At 47.8% G+C, this 22515-nt stretch carries 20 protein-coding genes; 13 read left to right on the top strand and 7 right to left on the bottom strand.

Annotated features, from left to right (window positions below; translation table 11 throughout):
• The first annotated feature begins 80 nt into the window (after positions 1-80).
• Positions 81-1544: a DUF2867 domain-containing protein gene (locus AC3CIC_RS07735; protein ID WP_488515831.1), complete on the top strand. Its 1464-nt coding sequence runs from the start codon at positions 81-83 to the stop codon at positions 1542-1544.
• Between the two features lie 47 nt (positions 1545-1591).
• On the opposite strand, the gene AC3CIC_RS07730 is transcribed toward AC3CIC_RS07735, so the two are convergent.
• The 3 genes from AC3CIC_RS07730 to rsuA form a co-directional block, all read right to left on the bottom strand.
• Positions 1592-2245: a DUF2913 family protein gene (locus tag AC3CIC_RS07730; RefSeq protein ID WP_488515830.1), complete on the bottom strand. Its 654-nt coding sequence runs from the start codon at positions 2243-2245 to the stop codon at positions 1592-1594.
• Positions 2246-2249: 4 nt separating this feature from the next.
• Entirely contained in the window at positions 2250-3449 is a 1200-nt protein-coding gene (locus AC3CIC_RS07725; RefSeq protein WP_016962215.1) for a Bcr/CflA family multidrug efflux MFS transporter, read from the bottom strand.
• Between the two features lie 345 nt (positions 3450-3794).
• Complete coding sequence (gene rsuA / locus AC3CIC_RS07720) at positions 3795-4499, bottom strand: 16S rRNA pseudouridine(516) synthase RsuA (protein ID WP_371733616.1); 705 nt, start codon at positions 4497-4499, stop codon at positions 3795-3797.
• Positions 4500-4730: 231 nt separating this feature from the next.
• Between rsuA and AC3CIC_RS07715 the strand changes: the two genes are divergently transcribed.
• From AC3CIC_RS07715 to rplY, 3 genes are all read left to right on the top strand, one after another.
• The gene (locus tag AC3CIC_RS07715; RefSeq protein ID WP_488515829.1) at positions 4731-5198 is read left to right on the top strand and encodes a GNAT family N-acetyltransferase; all 468 of its coding nucleotides are present in this window, start codon (positions 4731-4733) and stop codon (positions 5196-5198) included.
• 74 nt (positions 5199-5272) lie between these two features.
• Entirely contained in the window at positions 5273-7048 is a 1776-nt protein-coding gene (gene radD / locus AC3CIC_RS07710) for a DNA repair helicase RadD (protein ID WP_488515828.1), read from the top strand.
• Between the two features lie 211 nt (positions 7049-7259).
• The gene (gene rplY / locus AC3CIC_RS07705) at positions 7260-7538 is read left to right on the top strand and encodes a 50S ribosomal protein L25 (RefSeq protein WP_016962219.1); all 279 of its coding nucleotides are present in this window, start codon (positions 7260-7262) and stop codon (positions 7536-7538) included.
• A gap of 185 nt (positions 7539-7723) precedes the next feature.
• Here rplY and AC3CIC_RS07700 read toward each other — a convergent pair whose 3' ends face one another.
• A complete protein-coding gene (locus AC3CIC_RS07700) occupies positions 7724-7987 on the bottom strand; it encodes a DUF1289 domain-containing protein (protein ID WP_016962221.1) in 264 nt (87 codons plus the stop codon).
• 309 nt (positions 7988-8296) lie between these two features.
• Between AC3CIC_RS07700 and AC3CIC_RS07695 the strand changes: the two genes are divergently transcribed.
• Complete coding sequence (locus AC3CIC_RS07695; RefSeq protein ID WP_017002878.1) at positions 8297-8608, top strand: hypothetical protein; 312 nt, start codon at positions 8297-8299, stop codon at positions 8606-8608.
• 63 nt (positions 8609-8671) lie between these two features.
• On the opposite strand, the gene AC3CIC_RS07690 is transcribed toward AC3CIC_RS07695, so the two are convergent.
• Positions 8672-11035 carry a DNA polymerase II gene (locus tag AC3CIC_RS07690; protein ID WP_488515892.1) on the bottom strand — a complete coding sequence of 788 codons (2364 nt, stop codon included), beginning with the start codon at positions 11033-11035 and terminating at the stop codon, positions 8672-8674.
• Between the two features lie 182 nt (positions 11036-11217).
• Between AC3CIC_RS07690 and AC3CIC_RS07685 the strand changes: the two genes are divergently transcribed.
• From AC3CIC_RS07685 to AC3CIC_RS07660, 6 genes are all read left to right on the top strand, one after another.
• Entirely contained in the window at positions 11218-11952 is a 735-nt protein-coding gene (locus AC3CIC_RS07685) for a winged helix-turn-helix domain-containing protein (RefSeq protein WP_488515827.1), read from the top strand.
• Positions 11953-11960: 8 nt separating this feature from the next.
• Positions 11961-14513 carry a hybrid sensor histidine kinase/response regulator gene (locus tag AC3CIC_RS07680; RefSeq protein ID WP_488515826.1) on the top strand — a complete coding sequence of 851 codons (2553 nt, stop codon included), beginning with the start codon at positions 11961-11963 and terminating at the stop codon, positions 14511-14513.
• A gap of 100 nt (positions 14514-14613) precedes the next feature.
• On the top strand, positions 14614-15651 hold the full coding sequence (locus AC3CIC_RS07675; protein WP_488515825.1) for a substrate-binding domain-containing protein: 1038 nt from the start codon (positions 14614-14616) through the stop codon (positions 15649-15651).
• Between the two features lie 75 nt (positions 15652-15726).
• Entirely contained in the window at positions 15727-16782 is a 1056-nt protein-coding gene (locus AC3CIC_RS07670; RefSeq protein WP_016962228.1) for an ABC transporter permease, read from the top strand.
• Positions 16779-17594 (top strand): ATP-binding cassette domain-containing protein, encoded by an 816-nt coding sequence (locus AC3CIC_RS07665; RefSeq protein WP_488515824.1) that lies wholly within the window; start codon positions 16779-16781, stop codon positions 17592-17594. Before AC3CIC_RS07670 ends, AC3CIC_RS07665 begins: the two co-directional genes overlap by 4 nt.
• Positions 17591-18505 (top strand): substrate-binding domain-containing protein, encoded by a 915-nt coding sequence (locus tag AC3CIC_RS07660; RefSeq protein WP_488515823.1) that lies wholly within the window; start codon positions 17591-17593, stop codon positions 18503-18505. Before AC3CIC_RS07665 ends, AC3CIC_RS07660 begins: the two co-directional genes overlap by 4 nt.
• Before the next feature lie 166 nt (positions 18506-18671).
• On the opposite strand, the gene AC3CIC_RS07655 is transcribed toward AC3CIC_RS07660, so the two are convergent.
• A complete protein-coding gene (locus AC3CIC_RS07655; RefSeq protein WP_488515822.1) occupies positions 18672-19580 on the bottom strand; it encodes a DMT family transporter in 909 nt (302 codons plus the stop codon).
• Between the two features lie 213 nt (positions 19581-19793).
• Between AC3CIC_RS07655 and AC3CIC_RS07650 the strand changes: the two genes are divergently transcribed.
• Both AC3CIC_RS07650 and AC3CIC_RS07645 read left to right on the top strand, forming a co-directional pair.
• Positions 19794-20483 (top strand): DUF2786 domain-containing protein, encoded by a 690-nt coding sequence (locus tag AC3CIC_RS07650; protein WP_488515821.1) that lies wholly within the window; start codon positions 19794-19796, stop codon positions 20481-20483.
• A 317-nt stretch (positions 20484-20800) separates the two neighbouring features.
• Positions 20801-21787, top strand: coding sequence for an OmpA family protein (locus AC3CIC_RS07645; RefSeq protein WP_488515820.1), 987 nt, complete (start codon positions 20801-20803; stop codon positions 21785-21787).
• Between the two features lie 76 nt (positions 21788-21863).
• On the opposite strand, the gene AC3CIC_RS07640 is transcribed toward AC3CIC_RS07645, so the two are convergent.
• Positions 21864-22430 (bottom strand): gamma-glutamylcyclotransferase family protein, encoded by a 567-nt coding sequence (locus tag AC3CIC_RS07640; RefSeq protein ID WP_488515819.1) that lies wholly within the window; start codon positions 22428-22430, stop codon positions 21864-21866.
• Positions 22431-22515: the final 85 nt, after the last annotated feature.

Genomic DNA, 22515 nt, shown 5'->3' with positions numbered 1-22515 from the left:
GAGTAACAAAGGAAAATAGTCACTTCTCATATCAAATGAGAAATATTTTTTGACATTCCAACACTAAGACTAGGGGTAGCATGCAAGCGGTCACGGGAAAAATTCTGGTTCTTGGTGCAACGGGGTACATTGGCCGTCATTTAGTCTCGGCACTACTCAGTCAACAATACCCTGTCGTAGCAACAAGTCGTGATTTATCGAGTCTGCAAAATCTTCCATGGTCTGGACACCCCAATCTCGAACTGCATCAAGTAGACCTGCATGATGGCGGCGATCTTTCATCGGTATTAAGCGACGTATCTACCGTGTTTTATCTGGTACACGGCATGGCATCTGGCTCTGATTTTTATCAGTATGAGTTAGACATGGCGCACCACATGTCACGTGCCGTCAGTAAAAGTGATGTTGAGCGGGTGATTTACCTCGGAGCGACCCAGCCAGACAACGTATCATCCAGTCACCTTGCCGCGCGAAAAGCGACGGGAAACATACTCAGAGACTCAGGCAAACAAGTTGTTGAACTTCGGGCGGGGATCATAATTGGTTCAGGCTCTGCGGCATTTGAAGTAATGCGAGATATTGTCTCTCACCTCCCTGTCGTCACGGCTCCTGCATCAATTCGTTCAGCATCATGCCCTATTGCGCGCGAAACCATGATTGGTTATCTGACCAAGCTGGTATCTCTTCCCGTTGATGGCTCTCCGACATTTGATGCCCGAGGGCCTGAAACAATCAGCTACGAAGATCAAATGCGCCGATTTGCGCGTATCATTAATAAACGCGTCGCCATCTTCAAAGTGCCTCTTTTGACGCCACGTATTGCGACGCATTGGTTGAGCTTAGTCACCACAGTTCCTAAGCCGATTGCCCAATCGTTAATACATGGTTTGGATTACGACTTGGTGCCGACTGGCGAAGACATATCTTCCATCATTCATTTACCTCAGATCAGCTTTGAGCGTGCTGTCGAGTCGGCGTTGGCAGAGGAAAGTGATGTCGTGAAAAACGACCTCTGGGGCTTCGACCCTGATGCTGTTGCTCGCTGGCACAAAGGTTATGGCTACTACCCAAAACAAGCAGGATTCACTGTCGACACGGATGCATCGGCACACGCTTTATGGCAAAAAATCTGTCATGTAGGCGGCGATGAAGGCTATTTCTTTGGGGATGCCTTATGGACGCTGCGCGCTTACATGGATGCCGCTATCAGGGGCGATGCCCTCAAAAAACGACGCCCTGATGCGGCAACACTAAAAACCGGCGACTACATCGACAGCTGGAAAGTCATCAAGTGCGAAGACAATCGTCACTTGTCACTTTTGTTTGGCATGAAAGCTCCCGGACTTGGCAGGCTCGAGTTTACGATTGTCGATCACGCGGAACACCGAAGCTTGGATATTCGTGCGTGGTGGCACCCTGCCGGTTTTAGCGGCTTGCTTTACTGGTTCGCCATGATGCCCGCCCACCTGTTTATCTTTCGCGGTATGGCGTTTGCGTTAGCAAAGAAAAGCGGCGCAAAGGTGACAACACCTTCACGCCGCTAATTTCGCCTTTTCTAGTTTCTAGTTTCTAGTTTCTAGTTTCTACAAGATTAAGGCTTCAAGCTTTCTGGCAACACCACTAAACAATCGGCCTGATTTCGAGGCCAGATCTTATATTCACCGTGATATTTGATGATCGATTTGTAATCGGTCACCTTAGTGGCGAGCAAGCCGTTAGCCAAAAATGCTTCAATGAACCAAGCTTCTGGACCGCGGACATAGAGGCTCATCGGCTTCACTAGTTCCCCTGCTTCGTTAAAGCTTTTTTCCACTGCAGCACTATTTGCCACAAAGGAATGCTGCCCATCAGAAATGACCCGCATCTTGCGGCTTATCTCTTGATCCGTATGCACCATCCAATCATTCTTTTCCAGCTCGGTAAGCAAATTATCAAACTGACCAATCGTGACAGCAACATGCTCATCGCCGTCTGGAAATTGATGATGATATACCGAAGCAATATGCAGCATTTGGCCTTTAAGATTGGCGTGTTTACCCATACTGCGACCTTGCTGAACCCAACGCGTCAGATCTTTCAGCACAACGTTGTCAAAACGCTGTTTCTTGATCGACTGCGCCACCCAGCGACAAAGAAAAGAATCTTCACTCACTGGGTTGTTTTGTATTTTTCCTGCCGCTTTCGCGTCGTTAAGTTCGCTTAACGCTGAATCCACTACGGATTTGATTTCTTTTATGTAACTCATGTTCTTATTTTTTCGCTAAACCCCAGTAAAACAGGGCGGATAAAATCGCACATGCAGCCATAGCACCGGTCATGGGCCACGCTGAATGCACAGGAATGGAGGCGACTATACCACCAACAATAGTACCGATACCAAATCTCATTGTGCCTGCTAACGAAGAGGCTGTACCTGCCAACTCAGGGTAAGCACTCAGCACACAGGCCATGGAATTACTGCCAACAATGGAAATCGTTCCGACAAAGAGCATTACCGGAATCACTGTTCCCCATAAGCCCAAACCGAAAACCTGACCGACGATCAACCCAATGCCAGCGAAGAGTTGGATCATCAAACCGATTTTCAGCATATTCTCGCTGCCCACTTTGCGCACAAACTTGCCATTCAGCATGGTAAACAGAATCAAGCACACCACGTTAAGGCCAAACAGGTAACCGAAGTTTTGGGTGCTGACACCGTAGTAATCGATGTAGACAAAAGAACCTGCCGTTAAAAAAGAGAACATGCCTGCAAACGAAAAACCAGAAGCCACGATGTAGCCAACAGATTGCTTGGTGCGCAGAATTTTCGCGTAATTACGCAAGGTCGAACCGATACGTAGCGGCGGGCGGCGATCAAGCGCCAACGTTTCAGGGATCATTGTCACCACGAGCACAATCACCAGTGCGGCGAAACCTGCCAGTACCCAAAAAATCGAACGCCATCCAAACCAAACCGCCAGATATCCCCCCATCATAGGCGCGGCCAAAGGTGCCACCGTCATGACCAAGGTAATAAACGACATGGTGCGGGCGAAATCTTCTTTATCGAACATGTCGCGAACCAGCGCTTGAATCACGACGGCAGCAGCAGCACCACAGAAACCTTGCGCAGCACGAATATAAGTCAGAGTTTCAATATCAGTGGCGTTGGCACTCACCACTGCGCCGATCAAGAACATGATGACGCCGACGATCAATACAGGACGACGACCATAACTGTCTGAAATTGGGCCGTGAATCAACTGGCCCAGAGCAAAACCCGCGGTATACGCCGCGAGTGTACGCTGAACAAGCCCCGGCGCGACACCCAACTCCCTCGCGATATCAGGCATGGCGGGTAAATACATATCGATAGCCAACGGCGTCAACGCCGCAATCGCGCCAAGGACGAGGATCAAAAGAAAGGTCAGCTGTTGAGCTGGCTGATGTACCGCATTCGTTGTCATGTACGCCTTAGAAAGAAAAGGTGAAGAAAAAAGATGCACAGTTCAAAACTGTGTCTGGCTCACATAGTAGCACTATGATTAATTCCCTTGAGGAAATAATGACTTTCTATTCAGACACAAACGGAATCGCTAGTAAATTGCAGATAATTAAGCATAAAAATTCATCGTGACAATAAAATATCTCGTCTATCGGCTTGTAGCATCCATACATGAGACTTCACCGTCGGGAAACCGAGCACAAAAAAACGCCGCGGAACAAATGCCCGCGGCGTTTTCAATCAAGATGGTTTAGTTGAACGTGCTGACTAGCGCACTTCTCGTCTAAGACATCCGATTTCGATATGACTATTTGCGAGGCATAAAGAGTGCGATTTCTTGTGCGGTTAGTGCACGGTATTGCCCAGGCTCCAGTGAATCGTCTAGCACTAATTCACCCACTGATTCACGGTGAAGGCCGACGACTCTATTGCCGACAGCAGCAAACATACGCTTCACTTGATGGTATTTACCCTCGTGAATCGTCAGCAGTGCTTCCTTCTCGCTCACTTGCTCTAGCTGTGCTGGTAGCGTGTCTGTTTTTTCTCCACGAAGCAGAAGACCTTCAGAGAACACATCCGCCGTCTCTTCTGAAATCGGATCATCCAGCACAACACGATACACTTTATCGCACTTGTGTTTAGGCGATGTCACACGGTGAGACCATTGACCGTCATCAGTCAGCAGAAGCAAGCCTGTTGTGTCACAATCTAGGCGACCTGCAATGTGCAATTTATCCGCACCGACTTCGTCTACTAGGATAAACACGGTCGGATTATGCCCGTCTTCATGAGAGCATACATAGCCCTCAGGCTTATTCATCATGATGTAACGCGGGCCAGACAAATGCAGTGAAGCACCATCGAATTCGACATCAGCATCTTCTGCAATTTTCAATGAGCCGCTCTTAACGATGTCACCATTAACTGTCACGCGTTTTTCTTTGAGTAATCTTGTTGCTTGGGTGCGGGTAACACCTACCGTTTCACAAAGAAATTTGTCTAGCCTGATCATTGTATTTTGTCCGTGATGTTCTCGATGGGCGCATTATAGGAAGTTCACGTTAAAGGTACAGCGAAAAACGTTTTATCAATCTCATATTGAACCGATGAAATTGCACTCTCGTTTCTCATGTCTATAACTAAGAGATGGCGAACTTAACAAATTCGTTACAGTCTAAACCTGTGCCCTTGGATTTATGATTATAATCTCGCACTGGTTAACATGTTGATTAGGGAAGCATTTATGAATATTACGCTGCAATCACCTTCCATAGAGTCAATGCCGCGTCTCCTCGAACTATCAAAGCAACTGCATGATCACGAGGCACTTTCTTTTGATGTGGCACATGTGACGTCTGCGTTCAATTTCTTGATTGCCCATCCCGCACATGGCGATGTGTTTCTCATCGAGCTTGATAAAAGTGAGGAACAAGAGGCGATCGGCTTTGTTGTGCTTTGCTACAGCTTTAGCATTGAACTGGGTGGACGCATCGCAGTCATCGACCAGATATACTTGTCACATGATTGGCGACGCCAAGGGGTAGGTTCTTATGTCCTACCCAATATCGAATCTCATGCACAAGCAAGAGATTGTCACGCAGTTATTCTTGAAGTAAACATCGGCAATAGCGGCGCACGTGAGTTCTATGAACAATTCGATTACATGCCTCGACGTCAACACTGCTTAATGACCAAGCGATTGTTGCGCTAATGAACTAGCCCGCTAGCTAATTATTCTGTGCCTCGCTACACTGGGCGGCCTTAAACGGCTGCCTTATTGATCGCATGTATACCCTTCGACCTTACCAAACAGACACGGTGAAAGCCGTCGTTCACTATTTCCGTCGCCATTCTACGCCCGCCGTTGCTGTACTGCCTACTGGCGCAGGTAAAAGCTTGGTCATCGCTGAGCTAGCAAAACTTGCCCGAGGGCGAGTTTTGGTGCTAGCCCACGTTAAAGAGTTGGTGGAGCAAAACCACGAAAAATACGAAGGGTACGGCCTAAAAGGCGGTATTTTCTCAGCCGGCTTAGGCCGCAAAGAAAGCGCAGATAAAGTCGTGTTCGCCTCGGTGCAATCCATGGTGCGAAATCTTGATGAATTCAACGATCAGTTTTCCTTGCTCGTTATCGACGAATGCCACCGTGTACCAGACAACGCAGACAGCAGCTACCGTAAAGTTATCTCTCATCTACAGCAGGTTAACCCCGGCATTAAAGTGCTTGGTTTGACCGCAACACCCTATCGCCTCGGCATGGGTTGGATTTATCAGTTTCATACCGCAGGTCGTGTGCGAAGTGAAAAGCCGCGCTTCTTCCATGACTGTATTTTTGAACTTCCGATCCGATTTTTGCTTGATGAAGGCTTTCTCACTGAAGCCAAGGTGCTGGATGCACCAGTGCTGAGTTATGACTTCTCGCAGCTCAAAGCCTCAACGACAGGGTTTTACAAAGAAGCTGACTTAGACCGTGTTATCGAAAATGCCCCTCGCGCGACGCCACAGATCGTCGATCAAGTCATGCAATACGCGAAAGACCGTCACGGCGTGATGATTTTCGCCGCCACGGTGAGACACGCTCAGGAAATTCTTGGACTTTTGCCACCCACTGAATCCGCGCTGGTGATTGGCGAAACCGCGCTGGACGAACGAGACAGCATTATCCAGCGCTTTAAAAAGCGAGAAATAAAATATCTGGTTAACGTATCTGTGCTAACTACCGGATTTGATGCGCCGCATGTTGACCTGATCGCCATTTTACGACCAACTGAATCAGTTAGCCTGTATCAGCAAATTGCAGGACGAGGCTTAAGACTCTCCCCAGGCAAGAAGGATTGCCTGATATTAGATTACGCTGGCAACGTTTACGATTTGTATCAGCCTGAAATTGGCGACCCTAAACCTGACAGCGACAGTGAAATCGTAACAGTTCCCTGCCCCGCATGCGGCTTCAATAACAATTTCTGGGGTAAACTAGACGACAATGCATTTCTGATTGAGCATTACGGACGTCGTTGCCAGGGCTTTTTTGAAGACGAGGATGGCGAACGAGAAATCTGTGGTTATCGTTTTCGCGCCAAGTATTGCAGCGAATGTGGCGCAGACAATGACATTGCTGCTCGTCGTTGCCATCAGTGCGACCATACCCTTGTCGACCCTGACAAAAAGCTACGAGATGCATTAAAGCTCAAAGACGCCATGATCATGGCATGCGCCGACATGCGCTTGGAAGCGGGTAAAAACAAATTCGACAAGCCACAACTTAAAGTGACTTTTGTGGGACACGACGGCGCCGAGATCCACGAAGTCTGGCCGCTTTCCACTAAACGACAGAAAGATGATTTTCTCGCAAAATTCATCAACCCGCATTTGGTTGACCGTCATCGCCCGTTTACCGATACCGCACCTTCCAAGGTCGTCAGAGCTGAGCATCGCTTACGATTGCCAGATTTTGTCGTGGCGAGGAAGAACGGTCGATTCTGGGCGATCCGCGATAAAATCTTCGACCTCGACCAATTTGCGTCACAGCAAGAAGTGAGCGACATGATCAACAGCGCAGCGTGAAACAACGTGGAACCAAAACTTGTAAATTGATTGCCACAACGTGCATAACGAACAGTAATCACTCAACGAGCCACCAAATGACGTATAACGTACCAGTTTCACTTGTGATCCCACTATCTGGGTGGTAGTATCCGCGCTCGATTTACTCGTATCTAGATTGGTCGCATTCTGGATACATATTCTCAACTCTCTATTTTAAAGAGTATATATTATGAAATTCGAAGCAGTAGTACGTACTGAGCAGGGTAAGGGTGCGAGCCGCCGCCTGCGTTTGACTGACCACTTCCCAGCTGTAGTTTACGGTGGCGAAGCCGCTCCAGTTGCTATCTCTCTTGAGCACGCTAAAGTGATCACTCAGATGGATAAGCCTGAGTTCTACGAAGCGATTACTCTAGTAATCGACGGTCAAGAAGTGAACGTTAAGCCACAAGACATCCAACGTCACCCGTTCAAACCAAAAGTTATGCACATGGATTTCATCCGCGTATAATTGCTTTTGCAGTTTGACGGCTCTTCGCTTCGCTAAGAAGTGAATGAGACGAAAAAAAGCGCCGACTATCGGCGCTTTTTTTGTGTCTGTTATTTTAGGTATTATTCTTTCAATGCCAAACTTGGCTCATATTCATCACCAAGCTCACCTATTTCCAATCTTTCTGGTTCTAGTCTCTTTTGGTTTTAGTCTTCATCACCAAACAAGGATTGTTGAGGATTGGTTTCTTCGACAGCTTGCATGGCTTCTTTCGCCAATTTCGCCTTCATAACACGCGTATAGCGCTGCTTACATAACCGCACGACATTGCGTCGCTGTTCGCTGCTAAAGTCATTCCAATGGAAACGCTCATCCCTGCTGCGTAAGCAACCTTTGCAATACCCCTTATTGTTCACCTGACAAACACCAATACAGGGGCTGGGCACCGTAAAAAAATCAAGTTGCTCCAACTTTGCACCTCATTGCCGTTAAGCTATTCATTTCATTCAAGCGACTTTCCGATCGAAAAGCAAATTTCAGCAGATATCAAACGGGATCAAGTAACAGAGTGAGTAATCGTTCCATGCGAATACCGCCCGCTACATTCACTTATCTACCTCTTTTTATGACAACCACATAGTAGGTGAATTCACCTACATAAAAGAAATATCATTGCGTTTAGTGGTCTGAATTTGTTACTTTTACCACATAACCTTTCGGGTTATCGTCATGAATCGGAATAAGTGACGAGAAGAAATGAGTAATAAAAAGGAGTAGTTATGTCGTTTTTTGTACCCGCTGCAGAATCCCAAGAACACGCAGAATCTATTTATACTGCGATAGCCAAGCATATTGATGCTCCCATCAACGACGCACGTATTGCAGCCCTGACATGGAAACATGAAGGTCAGGAAGTCATTGCCAAGGTAGGACAGGCCCTGCCAACGTGTTTTGGCTCAGACGATGAAGTTATTCTCGCCATATTTGACTGTGGTGATGTATTTAAAGTCTGCACCCCAAACCGTGGTGCGGTCTGTTTTGACCCAGTAGTCGCTTCACGCACCAACGTTTCGAACGTTGATCTCTTCTAGTACCGACGAATTTTCCAATAAAAATACCGGGGAATACCCCGGCATTTTTTCTCTGGATAAAACTTAGAACAACCCCAACTGTGGCATCGACAAAGCATCAAAGCTTTTGCCGACAAACGGTAAAATACCGTCTGCAATAGGTTTTAACTGCTTATCAACGTAATGCTGGTAATCATATTGGCTAACCAATGCTTCTAATGGCTCAGGGCCATTTAGCGTGATCACATACTCAATCCAACCGCCATGCTGGTATTGCAGCGCTCGACCGAGTTTTTCATTCACAGCATCGGCCTTACGGGCAGCTCTTACATGCGGCGGAACATTTTTCTCGTAATCAGACAGCTTGCGACGCAGCCTCTTTCGGTAAATCAACTTTTCATTATTGTGACCGCGTAACGTATCTTCGACCATGGTACGAACATAATCATCAATGTCTTCACCATCGAAAACCCGTTGATACAAGGTCTGCTGAAACTCCTGCGCCAGCGGCGTCCAGTCGGTTCTGACTGTTTCTAACCCTTTGTAAACAATGTGTCGCTCACCTTGCTTGTCGACCAAGCCGGCATAACGCTTTTTGCTGCCGGTATCTTGGCCTCGAATCGTCGGCATCAAAAATTTCTGATAATGCGTTTCATACTCAATTTCGAGCGCCGAAGGGATCTGATATTCATCCAGAAGGTGCTGATCCCACCACTGATTGATATGTGCCACCAGCAATTGCCCTACTGCGTCCGCTTCTTCGTGACTGTATTGACGCCCTAACGACACAAAGGTCGAATCAGTATCGCCATAAATAACCTTGTAGCCTTTGGCTTCAATCAAATCACGTGTCAGCTTCATGATTTCATGCCCGCGCATAGTGATTGACGACGCTAAACGGTGGTCGAAGAAACGACAACCCGATGAGCCCAGCACACCATAAAAAGAGTTCATGATGATTTTTATTGCCTGCGAAAATGCTTTTTCGCCCTGCCGTTTGGCTTCATCGCGCGCTTTCCAAAGGTTTTCAATCATGGCAGGAAGAAAGTGCGTCTCACGGTGAAAAACACCACCACGAAAACCCGGCACAGTCAGGCTTGGATCGTCCTGTTTCAGACCTTCGATCAAACCCAGCGGGTCAATCAAAAACGTACGGATAATCGACGGGTACAGCGATTTGAAATCGAGCACCAACACAGAGTCATACAAGCCAGGCTTACTGTCCATGACATAACCGCCGGGGCTGGCAATCCAGTTTTCACTGGTCAGTGTCGGCGCGACATAGCCAGCTCGGTGCAACCTAGGCATATACAGGTTGGTAAACGCTGCAACCGATCCGCCAATGCGATCTAGCTCAATGCCAGTTAAGCGGGTGCGTTGGATCAGAAACTCCATCAAATGGGTGTCCGCAAAAATACGATTCACCAACACACAATCTTGTAGGTTGTATTTCGCCAATGCGGGCTTGTCGTCCCGAAACATGCGATTGATTGAATCCATACGATCATAGGGATTATCAATCGCTTTCCCTTCACCAAACATTTCTCGCGACACCGACTCCAACGACCAAGAACGAAAACTGTATGTCGCCGTTTTCAAGCCATCAATGCCGTCAATCACCACCCTTCCCGGTAACGTAATAAAGCCTTGGCGACTGTTGTTGGAATCACGCCAATGCGCTTTTTCAGCACCTCGGCCCAAGCGCAAATCGATTTTGTTAAATGCCGCGCGTTTAATCAGTAAGCGAAAATCGAAATCGACAACGCTCCAACCCACGATCACATCGGGATCAAAGCGAATAAACCATGCATTAAGAGCTTTCAATAGCTCGAGTTCGTTATCGACCCAGTCAATCCAAGGCATCTCATCTGCATTATCAGGCGTTGGTCCAACCATGATGACGCGGCTGTCCATCTCACCGTCTAAGCCAATGGAATACAAAACGCCCTTTTCAGAACACTCAATATCCAATGAAACACGCGACAATGAAGTCGAATAGTCAGACGCTTTGGCTTTCACATTACGGTATTCGACAAAACCATTTTTCTGCTTTGCTGTACCCGTAAAGGTTAACCCGCCGCAAATAAAGCGTTCCATCAAGTAACGGTCGGTTAATCGCACGTCTGCTTCATAGGGTTCAAACTCTTCGGCTTGCAACAATCGACTCGCGCGAGTGGCATCAGAAATGGTATTGAAGTAGAACCCCGTCATCTTACGATGCAGAAAATCACACAACGCGAGTGCTTTGCAGTGAAAACGAAAGTCAGCCTCGGTCAGAGTTTGTTGCGCTGCGGACACCAGTTCGTTGGTAACAAAGAAAACTGGTTTCTCGCCTGTTATCACCAATTTTGCAGGGCCAGTATTTGTCTGCACCCAAAAAACAAGTTCGGTGACATCACCGATATCTCGGCCATGGCGGCTGATGATGAATCCTTCTTGATATTGCAAGGCGGCCTCAGAGGTTAAATTGACGCTGGCAGTATACCCAAACTCGAGCATCATCCGTTAGGTATGCTTTCGCAGACAAAGCACTGTTGAGGCCACACTCTTGGTCGATCCTCCTTGCTTTGAACTTGTTATTGCTAGACTCATTATCTATTGATAGAAATACCAACAATCAAGGATGAACCATGAATAGTCGCGTCTCTCACATTGTGGTCGTTGATGATGAACATGATGTTAGGACAGTTTTGACCGATGCATTACGCCAAATAGGTTACACCGTCACGCCCGTATCCACTGGTGAAGAGCTCTACGCGGCAGACAATGTCGATCTTGCTGTTATTGACCTGCGCCTTAACAACGAAGATGGTCTTCAACTTGCCCGGCAACTTCGCGAAAACAGTGACATACCGATCATGATGTTGACGGGAAAAGGCGACGAAACAGACAGAATCATCGGCCTCGAAGTGGCTGCTGATGACTACATGATGAAGCCGTTTAATCTTCGTGAGTTCACGGCTCGCATTAATGCGCTTTTACGTCGAAGTCAAAACGCCGGCACAAAACGAGTGTCCGTTGAAACAAACGAAACGGTTTACCAGTTTGACGATTGGACGTTATATCTCTCGCGGCGATTGCTTCAGCATGCCGATGGGCGCACACCAGAGCTCACTTATGGCGAGTTTTCGTTGCTAGAAGCCTTTATCTCCTCGCCGCAGCGGGTATTGACGAGGGAACATTTGATGGAACGAACTCATGGCTATGATTCTGACTCTCTCGATCGCACCATAGACGTGCTTGTGGTGCGTCTTCGCCGCAAAATCGAATCCAACCCTCGAATCCCTCGACTCATCAAGACCGAACGCGGATTGGGGTATTGCTTCGATGCTTCCGTCACCAAACTCGTTCCACAACCTCACTGAGCCATCCCATGAACGGAAACAGCATTCGCCCTCACTTAATGTTGACGCTTTCCGTCTTGCTTGCGCTGACCACACTCATGGCTGGCTTTTCTCTGTTCACGCTGTGGCAGAACCAATATCTGCTCGACAGAGTCACACAAACTACGCTCGCAGATACTCAGACCGCATTGAATTTATCCCAAGGTGTTGCCCAGATTGCCGCGTTGGCACCTTATACGGCCGCTTCAGCAAGGCCTCACCAAATCCAAAACGAGAAGAAACAACTTCAAGCGAGAGCAGCAACGTTGAACGACGACGCCCTAAAGCTCACCACACCTTCATACGCCCACGAGTTGGGTCAGCGGATTGGCCAAGTTGACGTGACCCTGCAAAAACTCATGTCGAACGTTGAGCGAGAATTGTATATCCGAGAAGATTTGATGGCACAGCAGTTTGCACTTGATGAGCTAGACGCCTACCCATTTGGCGCCCTTTTTATTCACGCTTTTGCGAAAGACCCTACCCGCATTTCGCAAGGCTGGATTGACCAAATCACCAATATGCTAACGAGTGACCCAGTCGCAAACGAACGAATCGCCCATGATGTAATGCCTGTTTTAGCGTCATTGACTCGAAGTAATACACATATCAACGTCCTGCGTTCAGAAAATGCCTTCCTGCTTGCTTCAATCCGCGCACAATCAGATCGCATGACCGACTATGTGCGTGAAATCGTCGCTATTCATCAGCAGGAGGTTAGCGAGCAACAACGCCTAGCTAAATCAGCGATTAATCGTGTGATGCTACTGATGGCTATGATTCTACTTTCTTTGGTGGCGGGCGTTTACTACCTCTACCGATTCAACGATAAAATGGCCAAAGATCTCCTAAGCGTAACGGATGAGATGCTAAATCTAGCTCAAGGCAACACCGAGCAAGCGCCCGTTAAGCTCGAACGACAAGATGAAATCGGAAAACTGGCCACCGCATTCTCGGCATTTCAGCTAAATGCCATAGAAAAAGAGCGCGCGACACAGGATCTTTTCCAGCAAAACGTACTCCTTGAAACCATTTTCCATGAAATGCAGGATGGCCTAAGTGCCTTTGATGCCGACAACCGCTTGCTCGCGTGGAACAGCAAATATGCGTTCCTATTAGGTATTGATGAAAACCAACTGGCGTTCGGCATGACCATTGAAGATGTGCAGGAAAAGCTTTCACTTCGTCTTCAGTCTTCCGCTGAACATGCACAGCAAAATGAAACCTACACCTCGCTAAGGCACCTTCAGCCCTTGCTGTTTGAAAGACAGTTCAAAGATGGGCGTATTATCGAATATCGTAGCCAGCCCATTCCTTCTGGCGGATTTATCACCTTGTATCGCGACCTAACAGAAAAGCGCCAAATCGATCTCGCGCTCAAACAAGCACAAAAAATGGAAACACTGGGACAACTCACTGGCGGGATAGCACATGATTTCAATAATCTACTCTCTGCCTTGAGTGGGAATTTAGAGTTATTGGATATGACAAGCACGCTCGATGACACCAGCAGGACCTATTTAAACCGCGCACTCTCTGTGACCGAAAAAGGCAGCCAGTTGATTGAGCGCCTGCTTGCTTTTAGCCGGACCCAACCTCTCCACCCCGAACCTGTCAACGTCGAGCAAACCTTGGATGAGTTGTCCGATCTCATGGAGTACTCGTTAGACGGCACAAGTCAGTTACTGATGCATGCCTCGCCACAAGACGCGCTTATCTTTGCGGATAAAAGTGGGCTAGAAAATGCGTTGATGAATTTACTTCTCAATGCCAATGCCGCCATGACACAAGCAGGAAGAGTTATCGTCACGACACGCAAATGCTGCCTACTTCACGACAAGAAAGCAGCTGTAATTATTGAGGTTGAAGACTCAGGCAGTGGTATTCACCCTGATGACATCGATAAAGTGATGGAGCCATTTTTCTCGACCAAAGAAAAGGGCAAAGGCAGCGGATTGGGTTTGAGCATGGTATATGGGTTTGTGGAGCAATCTAAAGGCGAGATTGTGATTGATTCAACTGTGGGCAAAGGCACGGCTATCAGCATGATCCTTCCTTGTTACGAGCCTGAACACCTCGCTTCAACCACGGAAAAAACCTCAATGTCTTTTATCCCAGATGCTACCAATACAACTGCACCTGCTGCCACCAGCACTATGCAAGCGCTTCACCTTGAAGGCATCACCATTTTGCTGGTTGATGACGACAATGATGTCGCGCTACCGATAAAGCAAATGCTAGAAACGCAAGGTGCTTCAGTTACGCTTGCGACTTCAGCCAAAGAAGCCATCAAGCTCAGTGAAGCGACAAAGCCGAACTATGTCATCAGTGATATTAACCTTGGCAACAAAGAAACTGGCGTCTGGCTCAAAAACACGCTGCACGTTATACAACCTAAAATACCTGTGATCTTGATGTCAGGATTACCCAAAGAACAGCTTAGTCAGCAGTTTGGCTATCAGTCAGATTGGGACTTGATCACAAAACCCGTCACTCGTCATGCGCTGTCAGCGGCACTGCTTCGCGTTATATCAATCGGTTAGCGCCTTTGTTTCAATTGTGAATGAAATATCTTTCCGTTTGAAACCGACCATTCGTTTTTGTTTGTCATTCTGTAGATGTCAATTCACAAGGAGATTTGCTATGAATTCGCTTTTACGGAAATCGCTCTTAAAAAAATCACTGCTGGCCGCCATGATTGCATCGCTACCGATGGCGCAAGCCACAGCAGAAGAAGTGCTCATCGGTCTCATCACGAAAACTAACACCAACCCTTTCTTCGTGAAGATGAAGGAAGGCGCACAAGAAAAAGCCACGGAGCTTGGCGCAAAAGTGAGTTCTTTTGCCGGCCGTTTTGATGGCGATACAGATTCACAAGTTCAGGCCATTGAGAACCTCGTGGCGGCTGGCGCGAAAGGCATACTGATCACACCGAGTGACCCACAAGCACTCGCGCCTTCGGTCAAACGTGCTCAAGATGCAGGTGTATTGGTGATTGCGCTGGACACCCCTTTCACACCACCCAATGTGGCTGACGCCACCTTCGCGACTGATAACTTCAAAGCCGGTGAATTAATTGGCGAATGGGCGAAAGCGAAAATGGGCGATGCGGCCAAAAATGCCAAAATTGCACTGCTTGATTTGAGCACAGCCAATATCTCTGTCGATGTTGCACGTAACCAAGGTTTCCTGACAGGCTTTGGCATCGACACCAAAAACCCTAACATTAACCGCGATGAAGACGACCCTCGCATTGTGGGTAACGACGTGACACAAGGTTCTGAAGAAGGTGGCCGTCGCGCCATGGAAAACTTGCTGCAAAAAGATCCCAGCATCAACCTCGTATACACCATCAACGAACCCGCTGCTGCAGGCGCGTATGAAGCGTTGAAAGCACTAGGCCGACAAGATGATGTGATGATTGTTTCTGTTGATGGTGGCTGCCCAGGGGTCGATAACGTTGAAGCAGGCGTCATTGGTGCAACCTCTATGCAGTTCCCTTTGCAGATGGCTGCGCTTGGCGTAGAAGCAGTCGTTGAATACGCGAAATCTGGCGTCAAACCAGGCGCTACACCGGGTAAAGCATTCTTCGATACGGGCGTAGAGCTGATCACTGATGAGCCCGCAACTGGCGTGGCTTCATCAACATCTAAGCAAGGTAAAACTAAGTGCTGGGGCTAATCCTCTAATGCTATAGAGAGGGCGAGATGCCCTCTCTCACTTTCTTGCGAGCACGGACGCACTCGGGAGCGCGTAATGTCATCACCACAAAATCCCTCACCTAGCGGCAACAGGCTCGCGGGTGACCAGCTTTCGAACGAAACCTTTAGTCTCGTTCAGCGCATTCAGCTTTATCTTCACAATCACCCCACAGCAGTACCCTGCCTGGTGCTGATACTTGCGGTCGCTTTTTTCTCTACCTTGGTTGGCGATAGATTTTTCCATCCGTTCAACCTGTCATTAGTGCTCCAGCAAGTGACGATTATTGGCGTGATTGGTATTGCCCAAACGCTGATTATTTTAACGGCAGGTATAGATCTTTCTGTCGGTGCTATTATGGTGCTGACCTCTGTTGTAATGGGCCGATTTGCTATCGACTTTGGGCTGCCCGCCCCTGTCGCGCTCTTTGCCGGGCTGCTTGTGGGCGCGTTGGCAGGCCTAATAAATGGCCTATTGGTGGCAAAAATCAAGCTTCCCCCGTTCATTGCGACCTTGGGGACTTGGAACATCTTTTTTGCTCTTAATCTGTGGTATTCAAACAGTCAAACCATTCGTTCTCAAGTCATCGACCAGCAAGCGCCGCTGTTACAGTGGCTTGGTAATACCGTCGAAGTGTTTGGCGCTCGCATCGCCTACAGTTCCCTATTTATGTTCGTTTTGTTCATCGTGTTTTGGTATGCACTCAATTGGACGGCTTGGGGTCGACATGTTTATGCCACAGGCGATGATCCTGATGCAGCGCGCCTCGCAGGCATTAGAACTAAACGAATTCTGCTGTCGGTGTATATCACCGCGGGCGTAGTTTGTGCCTTAGCCGCGTGGGTATTAATCGGTCGCATCGGCTCTGTCAGCCCGCAAGCAGGCTATACCGCCAATCTCGATTCCATAACCGCAGTGGTCATCGGTGGCACCAGTCTTTTCGGCGGGCGTGGCTCCATTTTTGGCACACTTATCGGCGCCCTGATCGTGGGAATATTCCGAAATGGCCTTGCGCTAATGGGCGTAGACGTGTTGTGGCAGGAGTTTACTGTCGGCGTATTAATCATTGTTGCGGTCAGTATCGACCAATGGCTGCGGAGGGTATCGTCATGAGTGAGTCAAACCAAGTACCTGTTCTACAAGCGCGAGGATTGGTTAAACGCTATGGGCGAGTCACCGCGCTAGACGGTGCAGATTTCGACTTAATGCCAGGTGAGATACTCGCCGTCATTGGAGACAACGGCGCGGGAAAATCTAGCTTAATCAAAGCACTTTCTGGCGCACTGATCCCCGATGCAGGAGTAATTACCCTTCACGGTAAGCGCGTGAATTTCAACAACCCGATGCAAGCGCGAGAAGCAGGTATTGAAACCGTATACCAAAACCTTGCTGTTGCCCCTGCTCTAAACATTGCTGATAACCTGTTTTTGGGCAGGGAGATAAGACACAATGACTGGCGCGGTAAATGGTTTCGTATGCTGGACAAAAAAGCCATGCGAGACAAAGCCAAAGAGAAACTCACTGAATTAGGATTAATGACCATTCAAGATATTACGCAGGCCGTCGAAACCCTATCAGGCGGTCAACGCCAAGGGGTAGCGGTCGCTCGCTCAGCGTTATTTGGGTCTAAAGTTGTGATCATGGATGAGCCCACCGCGGCACTTGGCGTTAAAGAGTCACGGAAAGTACTCGATTTGATCCTTGAGGTGAGAAATCGCGGCATGCCAGTGGTACTGATCAGCCATAACATGCCTCATGTATTTGAAGTGGCCGATCGGGTTCATATTCATCGCTTGGGTCAACGTGTGGATATTATCTCACCCAGCACCCACACCATGTCAGATGCTGTTGCCATCATGACGGGCGCCATGGAGCCCGGCACTTCAGAGTCTGGTACTTCAGAGCAAGCAGAAGCCCAAGCATGAAAACACTGAATGCCCTGACACTTTACCTCGTCTGCTTGTTTCCTTCATGGTCTCAGGCAGCCATCACGGCAGGTGTCAGCGTGTCAGATCTCACCAACCCCTACTTTGTCACCATGGTGCGAAGCCTTCGCGATGAACTACAAATAACGTTTGGCGATGATGTTCGCCTACTGGTTCGTTCCAGCGCTTATGATCACCCTCGCCAAGTGAGACAGCTTGAAGAATTTGTCGCCGAAAAGGTTGACGTTATTTTCCTCGTTGCGTCCGACGAACACAGAATCGGCCCTACGGTTGAACGTATCGTGACACATGGAACACCCATTTTTGCTATTGATGTGCGCGCCAAAGGAGCAACTGCGACCATTACGACTGACAATGTTCAGGCCGGACGCATTGCTTGCAAGGGGTTAGCAGAATCACTGAATGCCCAGGGAAATGTACTCATCATTAACGGACCCCAAGTTTCTTCTGTCATCGAGCGTGTGACCGGATGCAAACAAGCGCTGGTGCACTTTCCCAAGATAGTGCTCATCAGTGATCAATTGAACGGCACGGCAAGTATTGAAGGCGGATTGGAGAGCATGGCGTATGCATTACAAGCATACTCAGGGATTGATGGCGTATTTGCGATTAACGACCCGACAGCTCTTGGCGCAGAGCAAGCCATCGTACAAGCCAACGCCAACGCGCTGATCATGTCTGTAGATGGAAGCCCTGCTGGACGTGATGCCCTACTTCAAAGGCGAAAAGGCTGGATAGGCACAGCAACTCAGTTTCCAGATGCCATGAGTCGCGAAGCTGTCAAAATCGCTGATAAATGGCTCGATGAACATAAAGTCGATAGCGCAGAAGTGTTAATACCCACAAAGCTAATGAATCAAGACAATGCCGCTTCATTTAGCGCATGGTGAACAGTGACGACGAATAAGGACATGGCTCGGCGCTTTACACAAATAGTGAGGTGTCGTGTGTTAGGCGCTATGTGCTAGGGTCGATGTAAACAAGAGAAAAGCACTGAACCGATGCTTAGAGCGTTACGCTTCGTTTCAACCAGACCTAAGCGGTACTCATTCTGACCTAAGTCACTGGCGACTGTTTTCTATCCCTGCCAACGAACGTCACTGCAATACCAAGTAATATCACAGACGCAGAAATCATCATTCGCATCGAAATAGACTCAGACATCAAAAGGTGCCCCGCAAATGCTGCCATCACAGGAACTGACAGCTGCATCACCCCTGCTTGTGTCGCTTTAAAGTGCTGTATCACGCCGTACCATATGGCGTAGCCAATCGCGGAAGCAACCGCACCAGAAGCAATGGCCAGCCAAACACCCTCTTGAGAAAGCGTATTCATTGGAATATTGAGTAAGAAAAATGGAATAACAAAGAAAAGACTTAGTCTAAAGTTAATACAGTTAGCTTTGAGTTGTGGCACTTTCATTTCTTTACCCAGCACGCTATACGCGCCCCACGCCACACCTGAAATCGCCATCAATATACATCCCCACACATTTGGAGAATTTACACCAGGTGAAACAAGGTAGCCCAAACCACAAATGGCCGTTAACGCACCAATGTATTCCATGCCACTTGCGCCACCTTCGCGATAGTGACCGTAAGCAAACATGGTTAATTGAACAAAGGCAAACAAGATAAGTGCCCCCATTCCGGTATCAAGGTAGAGGTAAGCAAACGAAAACGTGGCGGCGTACAGAAACAGCATCGCTGCCGCTAACCAATGCTCAATCGCACTATGGAGCAATTGGCAATTGTCTTCCGGCGTTTTGCGCTTTGCTGTGACTAAAGAAGAAAGCAAAAACAACATCGCGGCACCAGAAACCAGCCGGATTGAAGTAAATGAAGCGGGATCGATATCCGTGTCAGACAAGGCCATACGGCAAAGCACAGAGTTTGCTGCGAAGAAAATCAACGCGAGAATCGCCATTGTTATGTTTTTAATAGAAAAAGATTCTGCTCGCAACATAGTTCCATTCACTGTAGTGACACGTGCCAATATTGACCGTGTAGCTTCTACATATCTTTCACACCTTTGAGAAAAATCAGATTTTTTGTTTGGTATGTTGAACTTTGTCAAGACTCATAGAATGAATATAATGGGCAATATCTCAACAATGTCGTTTGGAAATTCGACGTTGAGAAGGTAAAATATCGCTCCTGATTTTTAGTGGTGAAGTGAATGTCTGACGCTAAACGCAAAGCGCTTAAGAAGATTGCAAAATGTTTGGAGTTGAGTAACTCATCCAACATCAATGAAGCTGCCGCAGCGATAAAAATGGCACAGAGCCTGATGAAGAAATACGGCTTGGATCAAGACGATATTGATTTCATCCGTATGGGAAAAACCACATCAGCCACCCTGCTACCCACCTCGATCAGCGACGCTGTTCTCAAAATAATTCGAGGTATTAATACCCGCTTTGGCGTCGAATGTGTACTAACGAATCACAAAGGGCTTAAAAAAGCGGAATTCATTGGCGATGCCGATCGCGCCATTTTCGCCGCCTTCGCGTTTGATATTGTCTATCGTGAAATGAATGAACACATTGGTCAATTCCGCAATAGCTTCCAAGGTTCAGGCACCTCGCAAACAGAGATCACTCGCAGAATTGGTTCGTTCACGTTTGGCTGGCTTGATGGCGCATTAGCAAAACTGCCTAACATCGCGCCTGATGGCGATGCAGACAAAAAAATCAAAGACTATATCGACAGCCAGTTCAAGAACATCGACCGTGAAACCTTTAAGCAACAATTGAGAGATGCGATGAAGGGGATCACAGACGATTATGAGAAAGGCATGAAAAAAGGAAAACAGATTTCCGTCAGCCGCCCAGTATCTGGCAAACAAGCAGCAAAGCGCCTCTATTAGGCGCTTTTTCATTTAATCCCAACACTGCGACAACGTCACTTACCCTCCATATATCCCCTGTTAATTTCACGCAAGCCACTGAATTAACAATAATCTAACAAAAAACCTCTTTTTTTGAACAGTGTTGTATTAAAAAAGCCTGAATTTCTGTCCTGCCTATTGTATTGCGCGCTTTCCCCGCCTAGCCTAGCTTATTAAATCACCACATCAGTTGGTGGTTGAGAAGATTTGCGAAAAGCAAACTTGTGGTGGTGACTTGTTACGTAGTACTGAAGTCTCTCTTACCAAACCCTCTCTAGAAGGAATGGAGAAAACAAATGAAAAAAGCAGTGATAAGCCTTGGATTGATTGTGGCCATAAGTCCATTGGCAAGTGTATACGCTCAAGATGATTCAAACTTTTACCTCGGTGCTCGCGTCGGTTCTTCAACACTTTCAGACGCTTGCCAAGTTGGCAGTTGTGACGACAACGAAGTCGGCGGCGGCTTGATTGGTGGTTACGACTTCGGTAACGGTTTCTCAATTGAATCAACCTATGATTACCTAGGTCACTTCGACGCAAGCTATAGCCCAACACCTGGCGCTATTAGTGGTGATCTGACCGCATTGACCTTGGCGCCAAAACTGGGCTTCGGTATTACTGACCAAACTGAGCTTTACGGTAAAATTGGTGCCGCTTGGTGGGATTGGAACAGCAACGCAGGCGACCAAGACGATATTTCTCTGCTAGGTGCAGTAGGTCTTGATCACCGTGCAAGCGATCTGGTTAATGTTCGACTTGAATACCAATACATCCACGACATGGATGAAGGTTACTTCAACGCCGACAATCACCTGATCAGTGCTGGTTTGACGTTCCACTTCGGTCGTACCTCTGAGCCAGAACCAGTTGTCATGGTAGTCGAAGAAGTTGTTATTGTTGAAACAGTCGCAGAGCCTAAGAGATACGTTTTCTCTGAAGCCGATGACGTAGAACTGTTTGCGTTTGGTAAAGCAACCTTGTCAGATGGTGCTTCACAGCAACTAGGCCCGATGCTTAAACGCCTACAAGATTTTGATACCTCAACGGCTATCATCGTCGGTCACACTGACAGTGTCGGTTCAGAAGCATTCAACCAAACGTTGTCAGAAGAACGCGCACAGACTGTTGCGAACTACTTCGTCGATAATGGCATCAGTGCAGACCGTCTGAGCGTTGTTGGTGCAGGCGAAAGCGATCCTGTAGCGTCTAACGACTCTTCAGAAGGCCGTGCTAAAAACCGCCGCGTTGAAATTGAATCACCTGAGTTTTTTTACGAAGAGTAATCACACCGAGTGATGACACGCCAATGACCAGAGCCACGTTGTAATGACGTGGCTTTTTTAGTTCATGTGGTCAGAATCAAACGCCAGCAGTTGGTTCCCAGCCAACAAGCAAAGCATCAATAACCGGACGATCTTCGCTTCGCACACCCGCAACGCGCTGATAAAGCGGACGAGAACGATCATTCAAACGGGGATATTGCCAACCGTGGGTGGTTGTAACAAATGTCTGGGCGAAATCCGCAGAGTACCGCAGGCAACCTGCCATCACAGTATCAACGTAACTCTGCACCACTGGCTGAACGGTACACGGCGTAATCACCTCTTCTGTCACGTATACATAAACAGGCCCACCAATAACAAACGCATCGTCCAATACCTTAACGCGTTCACTGTCTAACAATATCCGCTTGTAACCTGCCTCACGAATATCAAAAACATCGAGCGCCGAGTCGTCAATGTGAATCAATACGCCATTGCAATAACCACTCCCTTCACGAACAACAAGTGGAGACATCTTGGCTGTACTCACTTTACTCCAATGACGTTGCAAGCCAGACACCAGCGCTGGAAACGCTTTCCCAGTCTCACCCGTCAATCGTCTAGATTCGTCATTAATCAAACTGCCATAACCAAAAATGTACATAAACCCACTTCTTCTTTGTATTTCCTACAGAATACTCGACAAACGCGTGCTAATGTCAAACGAACGAGGACATCGCTTGGCACTA

This window comes from Enterovibrio sp. QJM3NY_24, assembly GCF_057786035.1.
Note: the sequence above shows the minus strand (reverse complement) of the source record. Positions and strands in the feature narration are given on the sequence as shown.

Coding starts and splice junctions, on each gene's coding strand:
- AC3CIC_RS07735 (WP_488515831.1), top strand. CDS start 81: ATGCAAGCGGTCACGGGAAAAATTCTGGTTCTTGGTGCAACGGGGTAC.
- AC3CIC_RS07730 (WP_488515830.1), bottom strand. CDS start 2,245: ATGAGTTACATAAAAGAAATCAAATCCGTAGTGGATTCAGCGTTAAGC.
- AC3CIC_RS07725 (WP_016962215.1), bottom strand. CDS start 3,449: ATGACAACGAATGCGGTACATCAGCCAGCTCAACAGCTGACCTTTCTT.
- rsuA (WP_371733616.1), bottom strand. CDS start 4,499: ATGATCAGGCTAGACAAATTTCTTTGTGAAACGGTAGGTGTTACCCGC.
- AC3CIC_RS07715 (WP_488515829.1), top strand. CDS start 4,731: ATGAATATTACGCTGCAATCACCTTCCATAGAGTCAATGCCGCGTCTC.
- radD (WP_488515828.1), top strand. CDS start 5,273: ATGTATACCCTTCGACCTTACCAAACAGACACGGTGAAAGCCGTCGTT.
- rplY (WP_016962219.1), top strand. CDS start 7,260: ATGAAATTCGAAGCAGTAGTACGTACTGAGCAGGGTAAGGGTGCGAGC.
- AC3CIC_RS07695 (WP_017002878.1), top strand. CDS start 8,297: ATGTCGTTTTTTGTACCCGCTGCAGAATCCCAAGAACACGCAGAATCT.
- AC3CIC_RS07685 (WP_488515827.1), top strand. CDS start 11,218: ATGAATAGTCGCGTCTCTCACATTGTGGTCGTTGATGATGAACATGAT.
- AC3CIC_RS07680 (WP_488515826.1), top strand. CDS start 11,961: ATGAACGGAAACAGCATTCGCCCTCACTTAATGTTGACGCTTTCCGTC.
- AC3CIC_RS07675 (WP_488515825.1), top strand. CDS start 14,614: ATGAATTCGCTTTTACGGAAATCGCTCTTAAAAAAATCACTGCTGGCC.
- AC3CIC_RS07670 (WP_016962228.1), top strand. CDS start 15,727: ATGTCATCACCACAAAATCCCTCACCTAGCGGCAACAGGCTCGCGGGT.
- AC3CIC_RS07665 (WP_488515824.1), top strand. CDS start 16,779: ATGAGTGAGTCAAACCAAGTACCTGTTCTACAAGCGCGAGGATTGGTT.
- AC3CIC_RS07660 (WP_488515823.1), top strand. CDS start 17,591: ATGAAAACACTGAATGCCCTGACACTTTACCTCGTCTGCTTGTTTCCT.
- AC3CIC_RS07655 (WP_488515822.1), bottom strand. CDS start 19,580: ATGTTGCGAGCAGAATCTTTTTCTATTAAAAACATAACAATGGCGATT.
- AC3CIC_RS07650 (WP_488515821.1), top strand. CDS start 19,794: ATGTCTGACGCTAAACGCAAAGCGCTTAAGAAGATTGCAAAATGTTTG.
- AC3CIC_RS07645 (WP_488515820.1), top strand. CDS start 20,801: ATGAAAAAAGCAGTGATAAGCCTTGGATTGATTGTGGCCATAAGTCCA.
- AC3CIC_RS07640 (WP_488515819.1), bottom strand. CDS start 22,430: ATGTACATTTTTGGTTATGGCAGTTTGATTAATGACGAATCTAGACGA.